11 protein-coding genes and 1 pseudogene are annotated in these 12,565 nt (G+C 64.6%); 5 read left to right on the forward strand and 7 right to left on the reverse strand.

Features of this window, described 5'->3' with window-relative positions; genetic code table 11:
* Positions 1 to 194 precede the first annotated feature (194 nt).
* Positions 195 to 563 (reverse strand): annotated as a pseudogene (locus tag IAE24_RS11800) (dihydrofolate reductase family protein); the annotation flags it as partial.
* Between the two features lie 220 nt (positions 564 to 783).
* On the opposite strand from IAE24_RS11800, the gene IAE24_RS11805 reads away from it, so the two are divergent.
* The 3 genes from IAE24_RS11805 to IAE24_RS11815 all read left to right on the forward strand — a co-directional run bounded on the left by IAE24_RS11805 (position 784) and on the right by IAE24_RS11815 (position 3,298).
* On the forward strand, positions 784 to 1,890 hold the full coding sequence (locus IAE24_RS11805; protein WP_199960943.1) for an alkene reductase: 1,107 nt from the start codon (positions 784 to 786) through the stop codon (positions 1,888 to 1,890).
* 85 nt (positions 1,891 to 1,975) lie between these two features.
* Entirely contained in the window at positions 1,976 to 2,995 is a 1,020-nt protein-coding gene (locus tag IAE24_RS11810; protein ID WP_047470751.1) for a zinc-binding alcohol dehydrogenase family protein, read from the forward strand.
* A 3-nt stretch (positions 2,996 to 2,998) separates the two neighbouring features.
* A complete protein-coding gene (locus IAE24_RS11815; RefSeq protein ID WP_199960944.1) occupies positions 2,999 to 3,298 on the forward strand; it encodes a putative quinol monooxygenase in 300 nt (99 codons plus the stop codon).
* A 25-nt stretch (positions 3,299 to 3,323) separates the two neighbouring features.
* Here the strand turns inward: IAE24_RS11815 and IAE24_RS11820 are convergent, their stop codons facing one another.
* Positions 3,324 to 4,268 carry a LysR family transcriptional regulator gene (locus tag IAE24_RS11820; protein ID WP_233626230.1) on the reverse strand — a complete coding sequence of 315 codons (945 nt, stop codon included), beginning with the start codon at positions 4,266 to 4,268 and terminating at the stop codon, positions 3,324 to 3,326.
* Positions 4,269 to 4,373: 105 nt separating this feature from the next.
* On the opposite strand from IAE24_RS11820, the gene IAE24_RS11825 reads away from it, so the two are divergent.
* Both IAE24_RS11825 and IAE24_RS11830 read left to right on the forward strand, forming a co-directional pair.
* The gene (locus tag IAE24_RS11825; protein ID WP_197943072.1) at positions 4,374 to 5,354 is read left to right on the forward strand and encodes a Bug family tripartite tricarboxylate transporter substrate binding protein; all 981 of its coding nucleotides are present in this window, start codon (positions 4,374 to 4,376) and stop codon (positions 5,352 to 5,354) included.
* A gap of 12 nt (positions 5,355 to 5,366) precedes the next feature.
* Entirely contained in the window at positions 5,367 to 5,759 is a 393-nt protein-coding gene (locus IAE24_RS11830; RefSeq protein ID WP_199960946.1) for a 5-carboxymethyl-2-hydroxymuconate Delta-isomerase, read from the forward strand.
* A gap of 67 nt (positions 5,760 to 5,826) precedes the next feature.
* On the opposite strand, the gene IAE24_RS11835 is transcribed toward IAE24_RS11830, so the two are convergent.
* The 5 genes from IAE24_RS11835 to IAE24_RS11855 form a co-directional block, all read right to left on the reverse strand.
* Positions 5,827 to 7,113, reverse strand: a complete 1,287-nt coding sequence (locus tag IAE24_RS11835) for a M16 family metallopeptidase (RefSeq protein ID WP_199960969.1) — start codon at positions 7,111 to 7,113, stop codon at positions 5,827 to 5,829.
* Positions 7,114 to 7,515: 402 nt separating this feature from the next.
* Positions 7,516 to 8,223 carry an RraA family protein gene (locus tag IAE24_RS11840; protein WP_123691636.1) on the reverse strand — a complete coding sequence of 236 codons (708 nt, stop codon included), beginning with the start codon at positions 8,221 to 8,223 and terminating at the stop codon, positions 7,516 to 7,518.
* Between the two features lies 1 nt (position 8,224).
* On the reverse strand, positions 8,225 to 9,067 hold the full coding sequence (locus tag IAE24_RS11845; protein WP_199960947.1) for an acetoacetate decarboxylase family protein: 843 nt from the start codon (positions 9,065 to 9,067) through the stop codon (positions 8,225 to 8,227).
* A 162-nt stretch (positions 9,068 to 9,229) separates the two neighbouring features.
* Entirely contained in the window at positions 9,230 to 10,414 is a 1,185-nt protein-coding gene (locus IAE24_RS11850; RefSeq protein ID WP_199960948.1) for an acetyl-CoA C-acyltransferase family protein, read from the reverse strand.
* Between the two features lie 252 nt (positions 10,415 to 10,666).
* A complete protein-coding gene (locus IAE24_RS11855; protein ID WP_199960949.1) occupies positions 10,667 to 12,361 on the reverse strand; it encodes an AMP-binding protein in 1,695 nt (564 codons plus the stop codon).
* Positions 12,362 to 12,565 lie beyond the last annotated feature (204 nt).

The raw sequence follows: 12,565 nt of genomic DNA on the forward strand, positions 1-12,565 counted from the left end.
TGTGCTCACACGCACAAGGAGCGCAACGCCGAGTGGCGGGCTGGCAGGCAGCTTCCCTTCGGGTTACCCGGCTGTGGGGCCGTCTGCGGCGTTGCACGCGCTTGCAAGGCACGGGCCTTGCTGCGCACGTGCGCCTTGCATACGACCCCACAGCCGGGCAACGCGATCCCCACATTAGTGTGAACAGGCCCTTAGTCCCCGCCTCCCATGATCCAAAGGTTGCGCCCGCCGGCCGCAGCCTGCATCTGCGCATGCACGGCACGCACATCACCGTTGACAAACCGGATATCGGCACCCGGGATACCAGGCAGCGTGCGGCTGGAAAACACCCAGGCTGGCTGCGTATAGGGCCACGCCGCCCCGGTCTCCTGCGCCACCGTCTCCGCGTGGCGCAGCATCCATTCGTAGGTGGCGGACCCCATGGCCAGCGCGCCCACGCCGGCAATGAACTCCGGGTAGCCCGTGGCCTGCATGTCGCCCAGCGGGAACAGCCAGTCCAGGGAGTCGTCCTCGGTGGCCAGGAATCCGTCGAGTGAGGTGGCGGCGAAGTATTGGGTCTTCATGGGGGAGATGGTAGCCAGGCAGGCGCGGCACGGCCATCCGCCCGGGGGTTGTGCGGGCCGCGCCTGGACCTCATCGTCAAATTTCTTTTGAAGCCGCCTTCAGTCCTGCGGGTCTTTTTCAATTGAAACGCCCAGGTCAACATCGCTCCATGCCCAGACGACTTGCGAACCGGACTTCCACCACCGTCCCAACACCTCTACAGCTCCGCCAAAGAACCGCATGACCACCGCCTCCACGCCCCTGTTTAGCCCCCTGCAGCTCGGCCCGCTCAGCCTGCCCAACCGCATGGTGATGGCCCCCATGACGCGCAGCCGCACCAGCCAGCCAGGCGACGTGCCCAATGCATTGATGGCCACCTACTACGCACAACGCGCCAGCGCCGGCCTGATCGTCTCGGAAGCCACCCAGATCTCCCGCCAGGGCCAAGGCTACAGCTTCACCCCCGGCATCTATTCAGAGGAGCAGGTGGACGGTTGGCGCCGCGTCACGGACGCGGTGCACGCCGCCGGCGGGCGCATGGTGCTGCAGTTGTGGCACGTTGGCCGCATGTCGCATGCCAGCTTTCACGCCGATGGCCTGCCGGTCGCGCCTTCGGCGCTGTCGCCCGAAGCGCAGGTCTGGGTGGTCGGCGACGACGGTGTCGGCCGCATGGTCGACTGCCCCGTACCGCGCGCACTGAGCGCACAGGACATCCAGGAGGTGATCGGCGACTTCCGCAGGGGCGCGGCCAATGCGATGCGTGCCGGTTTCGATGGCGTGGAAATCCACGGCGGCAACGGCTACCTGATCGATCAGTTCCTGCGCACCACCTCCAACCACCGCACCGACGCCTACGGCGGCGGCATCGCCCAGCGCACGCGCTTCGCCGAAGAGGTCGCGGCCGCCGTGGCGGGCGAGGTCGGGGCCGAGCGCACCGGCATTCGCCTGGCGCCCTTCATCACGCAGCGCAACATGAACTGCCCGCAGATCATTGAGACCATCCTGCATCTGGCCAGCAGGCTCGACGAGACCGGCCTGGCCTACATCCACCTGTCGGAAGCCGACTGGGACGATGCGCCCGAGATTCCGCAGGACTTCCGCCACGCGCTGCGCCGCGCCTACCAGGGCAAGGTGATCGTTGCGGGCAAGTACGACGCGGAGCGCGCCCAAGCCATCCTGCACGAGGGCCTGGCAGACCTCGTTGCCTTCGGCCGCCCCTTCATCGCCAACCCGGACCTGCCGGCGCGCTACGCCGCCCAGGCGCCGCTGGCCGCATTCGATCCGAAGGCCCTGTTTGGCGGCGACGCGCGCGGCTACTCGGACTACGCAGCCCTCGCCACTGCCTAAAACCCTCCTTGCTCGCCCTCCTTGCTCGCCCTCCCTGCTCTCCCTCCTTGCTATCCCCTCTTCCTCAACCTTTGAAAGCACGACCATGAAAGCCGTTGGATACCAGAAACCCCAGGCCATCAGCCAACCCGAATCGCTGATCGACATCACCCTGCCTGATCCCGTGGCCACCGGCCGCGACCTGCTGGTCGAAGTCAGGGCCGTGTCCGTCAATCCGGTGGACACCAAGGTGCGCGCCAGCGGCGCGCCCGCCGAGGGGCAAACGCACAAGGTGCTGGGCTGGGATGCCAGCGGCATCGTCAAGGCCGTGGGCCCCGAAGTCACGCTGTTCAAGCCGGGCGACCGCGTCTGGTACGCCGGCTCCATTGCGCGCCCTGGCACGAACAGCGAACTGCACCTGGTGGACGAGCGCATCGTGGGCCACGCGCCCAGGTCGCTGGACTTCGCACAGGCTGCGGCCCTGCCCCTGACCGCCATCACCGCGTGGGAGATGCTGTTCGACCGCCTGGGCATCGCGCCGGGCAAGCACCCCAGCCACAAGACGCTGCTCATCATCGGCGCCTCCGGCGGCGTGGGCTCCATCCTCACGCAGCTGGCCACGCGGCTGACCAGCCTTACCGTCATCGGCACCGCATCGCGGCCCGAGACGCAGGCCTGGGTCAAGGAGCTCGGCGCCCACCACGTGATCGATCACAGCCAGCCGATTGCCGACGAACTCAAGCGCATCGGCTTTCCCACGGTGGACCACATCGTGAGCCTCACGCAGACCGACCTGCACTTCGCACAGATCGTCGAGGCGATCGCGCCCCAGGGAAAATTCGGCCTGATCGACGATCCCGCGTCGCTGGACATCACCAAGCTCAAGCGCAAGTCGGTGTCGGTGCACTGGGAATTGATGTTCACCCGCGCCCTGTTCGGCACCGACGACATGATCGGCCAGCACCGCCTGCTCAACGAGGTTGCCGCACTGGTCGATGCCGGCCTGATCCGCACCACGCTGGCCGAGCGCTTCGGCAGCATCAACGCAGACAACCTCAAGCGCGCCCATGCCCTGATCGAGTCGGGCAAGGCGCGCGGCAAGGTGGTGCTGGAGAACTGGGGCTGAGCCATGAAGACACAGACCATTTTCAACCTGGCCATCCTTGAAGCGAAGGCCGGCCAGCACGACCAGCTGCGCGACGCCCTGCGCGCGCTGGTGCCCTTCACCCGGCAGGAGGCCGGATGCCTGGACTACACGCTGTTCGAACTGGCGGACACCCCCGGCACCTTCTACATGCGGGAGTCATTCAGGGACCAGGCAGCGCTGGATGCGCACTTCAGCATGCCGTACTTCAAGGCGTTCGAGAAACGCTTCGACGAACTGCTGGCACGCCCCCTGCAACTGGTGGGCTTGAAGGAAGTGCCCTGACGGGCGGTACGGATCCGGCCGACGACTAGCGCGCGGCTGCAGAGCGCCGCCCCCACGCTGGCGGCAGCGTGGGAGTTGCCGCCGACAGCTCGTCCCATACGTACTGGGCGGCAAAGCCGTGGTGACGGCTGCGTGAGCGCACCAGGCAGGCTTGCCGGCCCAGATTTCTTTCGGCCAACGGGACTGCGTCCTGCACGTCCAGGCTCATTGCCGCAGCACCGTTGAGCAGCGCAACCATGCCGTTTTCACGGGCGGCATGCACCAGATCCTCCAGCGTATCGGACTCCAGATGCACGCCCGGCTTCAGCCCCTGCGCCGCAAAGGCGTTGTCGAGCTGGCGCCGCATTGCGTATTCGCTTGGCAGCAAGGCCAGGGGGTGGTTCGCGACCTCGCTGAGCTCCAGCAGGCGTCGCCGCCGGCGGGGCTTCAATCCCACGGCCACCACCGGCTCGTCGAAGCAGGCCAGGATCTCCAGATCGGCATGCGGCTCCGGGTCGAAGCTGACGGCGAGATCGAAATCGCCGCGCAACACGCCCTCCACCAAGGCCTGTGCGGTGCGCCTGCGCAGTGCGATCGCCAGCTGCGGCCACTGCGCCTGGGCACTGCGCACGACGGGCAGTACCCAGCATCCCGCGTAGGACTGCACCAGGCCGATGCGCACCAGGCCCGCCACGGTGCTCGCACGCGCCTGCACGTCGCGCAGGGCCGCCTGCAGCTCCCTGAGGCAGGCCGACACCCGGCGGTCGAGCTCATGTCCGGAGGCCGTGGCAACGGCGCGCCCGCTCGCACGGTCGAACAGATGCACGTCCAGGGTCGATTCCAGCAAGGCGATCTGCTCCGACAGCGCCGCCTGCGAGATCGAGGCATCGCGCGATGCCGCACTGAAGCTGTGCGCTCGCATCGCCGACACGAAGTAGCGCAACTGGCGCAATGAGACGAGATCGAGAGGGTCGCGGCTGCGTGCGGACATGGCCATCGGATTATCCGATAGGCGCGGCCAGAAAATGCGAATTGCGAAGAAACAAGGGCCTGCCGACACTACGGCCACGAGACAACTCTGGTCACGAGAGCACCGATGAAACGACGCAACTTCCTTCAGTACGCCAGCACGGCGACGGCCATTTCAGCCTTGGGCGCAAGCCCCTCGGCGCGCGCACAGGCATTCCCTTCCAAGCCCATCCGCATCATCTGCCCCTATCCGGCAGGTGCGACCACCGATGCCGTCTCCCGCCTGATGGCGAACGCCTTGCAGACGGACAGCGGCAGCACGGTGATCGTGGACAACCGCAGCGGTGCGGGCGGCAACATCGGCACGGAGGCGGCAGCACGCGCCGAGGCCGACGGCTACACGCTGCTGCTGGGCGCACTCGGCCCCATGGCCGCGAACCCGGCGCTGTACTCCAGGCTCAACTTCGATCCGGCCAAGGACTTCACACCGCTGGCATGGGCCGCCTCGGTACCCTTGATCTGGGCCGTGCATCCCTCCTTCCCGGCGGCCACGGCCAAGGAGGCGCTCGAATGGCTGCGCAAGAACCCGGGCAAGTTCTCCTACGCATCCGCCGGCAACGGCACGCCGCAGCACCTGGCGGGAGAACTCGTCAAGCGCCAGACCGGCACCTCGATCCTGCACATTCCCTACCGGGGCTCCGCGCCTGCACTCAACGACGTGCTGGGCGGCACGGTGCAGATGGTGTTCGAAGCCACGCCGGCCATCCTGCAGCATGTGCAAAGCGGGCGCCTGAAGGCGCTGGCGGTGACGTCCGCCAGGCGCATTCCCGCGCTGCCCGGCGTGCCCACGCTCAAGGAATCAGGCGTGGACGCCGAGATCAGCGGCTGGTACGGCTTCCTCGCGCCCGCCGCGACCCCGGCCGACCGCAAGGCCTGGCTGATCAAGCACATGGGCGCGGCGCTGGCGGCCAAGGCCACGCAGGACAGGCTGGCCGAACTCGGCTCGGTGCCCATCGACAACTCGCCCCAGGCATTCGCACGCCTGCTGGACAGCGAGCGGGCACGCTGGCAGACGCTGATCCGCGAAGTCGGCATCAAGCTCGACTGAAGGCGCCGCCCCATGCCGCACATCGCCATCGAGGTATCGCCATCGTTGCTCCCGTCGATCCAGTGGGAGCCGGTCCTGCACGCCATGCACCTTGCGCTGGCCGAGCACGGATGGGCACGGCTCGCGGACCTGAAGTCGCGCGTGGCCCCCATCGCCGTCGGACTGTGCGGCGAGGACCCCCACGCGCAGCAGCTCATCGCCACCCTGACGCTGACCAACCCGCGCCCGCCACAGATGTGCTCGGCCATGGCCGAGGTCGTGTTCGAGCATCTCTCGCGCGCGATCGGTGCGCCCCTGGAGTCAGCGGCGTGGGTGCAGTGCTGCGTGTTCCTGCAGGAGCACCCGAAGTCGCACTACCTCAAGCGGCAATGGAACGCGCCGCCGCCCGCTCCCCCAATTCCATGACAACGGGAAAAGCGCCATGTGTTGCAGCTGGCGGTTGGCCGCTGGCCGCTGATCGCGCGCTGCCGGCTCAGGCCGCCAGGCCTGCGGCCAGTTGCCGCACGGCCCGGGCACTGGCGCCCTTGCCGGTGATGGCCACCGCCGGAGGGTGGGCCAGCATGCGCTCGAAGACCTTGCGCACTTCCTCGGCACCGATGCCATCGATCATCGCCAGCGTTTCGGCCACGGACGTCACGCTGCCATGGGCAAAGAGGTCCTCGACAGCCCGCTCCATGGTGGCGTAGGTCCGCTCGCCGGCGCGCACCCGCGAAACTGCCAGCTGGTTCTTGGCCCGTTCCAGATGCACGGGGTCGATGCCGGCAGCCTGGGCGCGCAGCAGGCCGCCTGTCGCGGCCACCAGCGCTTCGAGCTTGTCCGGCGTCGTGACGGCATGCACGATGAAATTGGCCCAGACGTCACCGCCCTCCATCGCCGCATAGGCCGTATAGGCCAGTCCGAGCCGTTCACGCACGGTATCGACCAGGGGCGACGACATCCCCTCGCCCAGCAGATGGGCCGCCAGCGAGGCCACGAGACGCACACGCTGCGGATGCTCGCCCTGCAACTGCTCGAACACCAGGGGATAGGCCAGGTTCACGAACATCTGGGACACCTGCGTGAAGCGTTGCGCCAGGGCCTGCCCCACATACTTTGCGGGCTGAGGGGGCAACGCCACAGCCGGATCGGCCGACGCAGGCATGCCGGCGAACAGCTGCGCCGCCTGCTCCAGCCAGGCCGGCACATCGAAGTTTCCGGCAGCGACGACGACGGTCTTTTTTCCCACGTAATGGGTTTGCACATGGCGCACCAGATCCTGCCGCGTGAAGCCTTCGATATTGGCCACCGTGCCGATCACCGGCATGCCCATCGGGTCGTCGCCCCAGATGGCGCGGTCCAGCAGATCGCCGGCGCTGTCCTCCGGGTCCTCTTCGTACTCGATGGCCTCCTGCCGGATCACCTGCAGCTCCCTTTGCAGTTCATGCTCGGGAAACACGCTGTTCAGCACGATGTCCGCAATCATTCCCAGCAAGGCCTGCGCATGCCAGCCCAGGCCGGTCATGAAATAGCCGGTGATGTCCTTCCCGGTGAAGGCGTTGACCTCCGCGCCCAGCCGCTCCGCATCCAGGTTGATCTCCTGCACGGAACGCGTATGCGTGCCCTTGAACGCCATGTGTTCCAGCACATGGCTGATGCCGTTGCTGGTGGAGGTCTCGTCGCGGGAGCCCACGCGCAGGAACACACCCACGCTGACGCTCTGCAAATGCGGCATGGGCAGCGCCAGCAGCCGCACTCCATTCGCAAGAGTGCGCAGGGCCATGGCAGGCCGCTCCAGTTCGGTTGCCGCCAGGGGCTTTTCTTGAATCATGGGCTATTGTCGTCGCGCTCCAGAGGATGCGCAGGGCAGGCCTGTTTCATGCCCCTGTACTCAAAGCTGCGGGAGGCTCGGGCCCGGCCGCCCTGCTCATTCGATGACGGGCCAAAGCTCCCTCTCCTTAGGGCACGTTGCGCTCTCAGTGTCGCGCTGTTGATTTCGGCCATGCAGGAGAGGTCATTAGTCCCGTCCCTGCGATGGATGCGTCGCGGAACAGGCATCGTGCACCCGCCTGCATCAAAGGCGAGGCTGACGCCATGGCTTGCTCTCGCGACTGCTGGTAGCTGCCGAACAGAAAATGGAAGCAGAGGGCCGATGTTCAGGTGACCCGGCCGATCGGTTCGACACTCACTCCTCGATTGCGCCACCGATCGAGCGCAGATACTGGCGGAATGTCATGTTCTCGTCAGCTTTTCTTGCGGCGAGGAAATCATCGAAGCGAGCCTGTTTTCTGAAACTCGTGCCGAGTTGCATGCGCGCCGCCTGACTGCGCTCGGTGTCCCGAATCACAGTCGCCAGTTCCGCCACCTTTTGGGCCTGGCTCAGGGGCATGAAAATCACCCCATCATCGTCACCAAGCACGAAGTCGTCGGAGGTGAGCACATGTTCGCCACACTTGGCAGAAATGAGCGCGTCGGCCTCCTGTGAGTCCAAACGCTGCGGCCCCGCGGGCAAGGTGCCCAAGCTGAAAATGGGCAGTCTGATGGTGCGCAACTCCGATGAGTCGCGGTGCAAGCCCCAAATGACGATGCCCCGCAGGCCAGCCAGGGCCGTCTCCAGAGTGACGAGGTCACCAACGCAGGCCTCGTCCAGACGCCCACCATTGTCGACCACCAAGACATCACCAGGCGTGGCCCGGTCGATCGCTTCGAGAAAGACGTCGACGCTGCCATAGTGCCGCGCAGGACGTACCCGGCCCACGATGTGGGAGTCATTCCACAAGGGACGAACTCCGGCAGGTGCACAACGAACCGCGATACCCAAACGCATGCATGCGTCCGCTACGTGCGGCGTCGTGAGGTCGAGGTAGGTACGTTGAAGTTTCACGGAGTCCATGTCATTTCTCCTGGGACAAAGGGGTGTCGCGCAGATCGCGCAGCAAATGGTTGTTGCGGTTCGTCATCGCAATCGAGTAGCGCCAGCCTCGCCCGATGCGGGTGGGATGCAACCTGGCGAGGGGCTCGATGGGTGCGTCGTAGATCGTCAATGCCGCGTCGCCCTGCCAGACCGGGCTGGCCTGCACGTTCTCGGCCTGGAGCCGTACGAGTTCGTAGACAGCCGGTCTATCGTGCTGGCCCTCGAACATCGATGGGAAGTGCCGCAGCGCGACGATGGGCCGGCTGCCGAACGTCACAGCGGAACTGTCGGCAAGGGCTGACAACTTCACGTGACCTTCGGCGAGGCGCCGGTCCTTGACGGCCACTGTGCCGGCAAAGGTGGCGCCGGCCTCCAGTTTGGGCGATGCAATCGAGGGCATACCCATGGACCGTGTGATCCATACCGAGCCGATCTTCTTCGGATAGCCGAGCGCCCAGCCGCGCGCCAGCGACGTGTCCTGATCGACCACGATGTAGGGGCAATACTGCATGAGCTTGCCCTCGTACTGGACGCTCGCCAACACGATGCATTCGCGGTATTGCGCCCGGATCGGGTCGAGCAGCTCGCCGCCGGTGTCAGTGCAGGCCTGCCAATCGACGAAGGAGACCGTCACCAGGCCCGCCTCGTCTGGATGCAAGCTCAAGCCAGGCGGCAGTAGTGCCTCGATGGCGACCGGGTCGACCCAGGTCTCGATCGTGATGAAGTCGGCCGCATAGTGCCACGGTGGACTGGGGGCGATGCTTGCCTGCCCGTCATGGGAGAAAGGCCCCATGAAGCCTTGCGAAGCCGCGAATCGTGTCATATAGGTCTCCTGCTTTCGGCTTGAAAAAGGCGGGATGGAACTCCCGCAGGATTTGTGGCTTATGACAGCCGCTCCAACCAGCCGTGAGGATCTGGAGCGCGTCCGAATTGAAGGTCTGTCAGGGCAGCTTTCAGACGCTGTGTGACGAGGCCCGGAACGCGGTCAGACACGTTCGAAGATGGCGGCGATGCCCTGCCCTCCGCCGATGCACAGCGTCACCAGCGCATAGCGTCCACCAATGCGGTGCAACTCAGCGATCGCCTTCGTCGTGATGATTGCGCCTGTCGCGCCGACGGGGTGGCCCAGAGAGATGCCGGAGCCATTCGGATTCACCTTGTCCGGATCGAGGCCAAGCTCCTGAATCACCGCGCAGGCCTGTGCCGCAAACGCCTCGTTCGACTCGATCACATCCAGGTCCTGGACTTTCAGGCCCGTGCGCGCCAGCACCTTGCGCGTAGCCGGGATGGGGCCGATACCCATATAGGCAGGCTCCACACCCGCATGGGCATAGCCCACCAAGCGGGCCAGCGGCTTGAGGCCCAGCGCATTCACACGTCCGCCCTCCGCCAGCACCACGGCTGCCCCGCCATCGTTGATACCCGACGCGTTGCCGGCAGTAACCAGGCCGTCCTTCTTGAAGGCCGGCTTCATCGCGGAAAGGGATTCGAGCGTGGTGTCGCCCCGCACGTGCTCATCGGTATCGAACAGCACGACGCCCTTGCGTGTCTTCACTTCCACTGGAACGATCTGTTCCTTGAAGCGGCCCGTCGCGATGGCCGTTGCCGCGCGTTGCTGGCTGAGAACCGCCAGTCCATCCTGCTGCTTGCGCGAGATCTTGAATCGCTCCGCCACGTTTTCCGCAGTAATGCCCATGTGGATCTTGTCCCAGGGGTCATGCAGGATGCCGAGCATGTAGTCGACCAGCGTCGCATCACCCATGCGGGCACCATAGCGTGCCGAAGTGTCGATGTATGGCCCTCGGCTCATCGACTCCGAGCCCCCTCCGATGGCGATCTCGCAGTCGCCCTGCGCAATAGCCTGCGCCGCCGAGACAATGGCCTGGAGCCCAGAGCCGCACAGCCGATTGACGTTGAATGCCGGGGTCTCTATCGGAACACCCGCATCGATGGCGGCGACGCGACTGAGGTACGCATCCTTCGGATCGGTGGGGATCACATTCCCGATGACGACATGCCCAATGGCGTCAGGTGCAACGCCGCTGCGCTCCAATGCGGCCTTCACCGCAGTGGTTGCCAGTTGGGTGTTTGGCACGTCCTTCAGCGCACCGCCAAAGGTGCCGATGGCTGTACGAGCGGTGGCGACAACAAAGATTTCGCGAGCATTCATGAAAGGCCTGGAAGAAGCTGAGGAAGCGGTGGGCTTGCGCCGATGCATGGACACGGCATGGCAGTCGATGACAGGTACTTTAGGAACTTCATCCGCTAGTGGACAGTGGCTAAATTGACTATTTCCATGCGTATTCCGTCACCCTAAAACCACCAGCAGTGAGCGCCGACCTCCGACTTTGGAGTCCAGAAAGAACAAGAGCGCCTTGAACTCTTCCAAGGCGCTCGGATCGAGAAGCATCTCAATCGCGAATCATGCGGATGCCGCGTCTTTGAGACGAAGCTCTTCCTTCATCATCTCCCGCATCACGAACTTCTGAATCTTTCCGGTGACTGTCATCGGAAAGCTCTCGACGAAGCGTATGTATCGAGGAATCTTGTAGTGCGCGATCTGCCCTTTGCAGAACGCCCGCAACCCATCTTCAGAGAGCGTGGCACCGTCGCGAAGAATCGCCCATGCGCACAGTTCCTCGCCGTATTTCTGGTCCGGCACTCCAATCACCTGCACGTCCTGGATAGCAGGATGGCGATAGAGGAACTCTTCGACCTCCCGCGGATAGACGTTCTCGCCGCCTCGAATCACCAGATCCTTGATGCGGCCCGCGATGTTGACGTAGCCGTCCTCATCAAGCGTGGCGAGATCCCCTGAGTGCATCCAGCCTTCTGCATCGATGGCCTCGGAGGTCTTCGCGGCGTCCTCCCAATATCCACGCATCACGGAATAGCCGCGCGTGCAAAGCTCGCCCACGGCCCCCACAGGAAGAATCTCCCCGGACTCCGGAGATATGACTTTCAATTCCAGGTGGGGCAGCACTTTCCCGATGGTGGAAACACGTTTCTCCAAGGGGGTGTCCGTGGTGCTTTGGCAGCTTGCCGGACTGGTTTCAGTCATGCCGTAGGCAATCGTCACCTCGCCCATATGCATCTCGTTTACGACGCGCTTCATCACTTCAATGGGACAGGGCGAGCCAGCCATCACCCCTGTGCGCAGCGTCGAGAGGTCAAACTCCTTGAAGCGCGGGTGGTCGAGCTCGGCAATGAACATGGTTGGCACACCATGAAGCGCCGTGCACCGCTCGTCTTGCACGGCCCGCAGCACCGACACGACCTCGAACGCATCGTTCGGGTACACGATGGTCGTGCCATGCGTCAGAGCAGCAAGATTGCCGACCACCATTCCGAAGCAGTGGTACAGCGGCACCGGAATGCACAGACGGTCATCCGGGGACAGCCGCATGGCTTCGCCAATGAAGAACCCGTTGTTCAGTACGTTTCGATGGGTCAGGGTCGCGCCCTTGGGAGAACCCGTGGTGCCACTCGTGAACTGAATGTTGATGGCATCGGTGTTCCGCAGTCGCGCACCGAGGGAGTGGACAGCTTGATCGGCCGGATCGCCCGTCGCGAGCAGATCCGAGAAGCGCATGAAACCAGGAACCGTGTCGTTTCCGATCTGGATGACGGTTTTCAGTGACGGCAGTTTGGCGGACTCAAGGCGTCCGGGCACCGCACCGCTCACCTCCGGTGCAATGCTTCTGATCATCTCCAGATAGTCGGTCGTCTTGAAGCTCGGCATCACGATCAACGCCTTGCATTCGACCTTGGCCAGCGCGTACTCCAGCTCCGCCACCCGATACGCCGGATTGATGTTGACGAGAATGACCCCGGCTTTGGCCGTCGCGAACTGGGTGACGAGCCATTCGACACTGTTGTGCGACCAGATCCCGATCCTGTCGCCGGGTTTGAGCCCCGCCCGAAGCAAAGCGCTCGCCATCCGATCGACTTCGCGCTGCAGCTTGAGGTACGTGTAGCGGATGCCTTGGTGACAAGAGACCACCGCCTCTTTGTCCGGGAACCTCTCGATCATCGCGTCGAAGAAAGCGCCGATCGTCTCCTCGATCAGTGGTGTGTCGGTCGCTCCGCGCGAATAGCTCATCTCTAACTTGGTCATCGATTCAGCCTCCAAAAGTTCATTCCCCCAAGCTCCACGCGCTTGGGAGCCGTGCGTAGCGCCACCGTGACCCGCCGCAATGAATAGATGCCTTCGTGTGATTGCGCCTGACCGCCCTTTGCAATAGCGCGGCAATGCCTTGGTGAAGTCTTGACTCGCTCGCTCGATGTCCGAGCTCATCAACGGTTCATGAAGCACGTGCGG

The organism is Delftia sp. S65 (genome assembly GCF_016516495.1).
Classification (GTDB): domain Bacteria; phylum Pseudomonadota; class Gammaproteobacteria; order Burkholderiales; family Burkholderiaceae_C; genus Comamonas; species Comamonas acidovorans.

Coding starts and splice junctions, on each gene's coding strand:
- IAE24_RS11855 (WP_199960949.1), bottom strand. CDS start 12,361: ATGACCAAGTTAGAGATGAGCTATTCGCGCGGAGCGACCGACACACCA.
- IAE24_RS11830 (WP_199960946.1), top strand. CDS start 5,367: ATGCCGCACATCGCCATCGAGGTATCGCCATCGTTGCTCCCGTCGATC.
- IAE24_RS11825 (WP_197943072.1), top strand. CDS start 4,374: ATGAAACGACGCAACTTCCTTCAGTACGCCAGCACGGCGACGGCCATT.
- IAE24_RS11815 (WP_199960944.1), top strand. CDS start 2,999: ATGAAGACACAGACCATTTTCAACCTGGCCATCCTTGAAGCGAAGGCC.
- IAE24_RS11805 (WP_199960943.1), top strand. CDS start 784: ATGACCACCGCCTCCACGCCCCTGTTTAGCCCCCTGCAGCTCGGCCCG.
- IAE24_RS11850 (WP_199960948.1), bottom strand. CDS start 10,414: ATGAATGCTCGCGAAATCTTTGTTGTCGCCACCGCTCGTACAGCCATC.
- IAE24_RS11835 (WP_199960969.1), bottom strand. CDS start 7,113: ATGGCCCTGCGCACTCTTGCGAATGGAGTGCGGCTGCTGGCGCTGCCC.
- IAE24_RS11845 (WP_199960947.1), bottom strand. CDS start 9,067: ATGACACGATTCGCGGCTTCGCAAGGCTTCATGGGGCCTTTCTCCCAT.
- IAE24_RS11820 (WP_233626230.1), bottom strand. CDS start 4,268: ATGTCCGCACGCAGCCGCGACCCTCTCGATCTCGTCTCATTGCGCCAG.
- IAE24_RS11810 (WP_047470751.1), top strand. CDS start 1,976: ATGAAAGCCGTTGGATACCAGAAACCCCAGGCCATCAGCCAACCCGAA.
- IAE24_RS11840 (WP_123691636.1), bottom strand. CDS start 8,223: ATGGACTCCGTGAAACTTCAACGTACCTACCTCGACCTCACGACGCCG.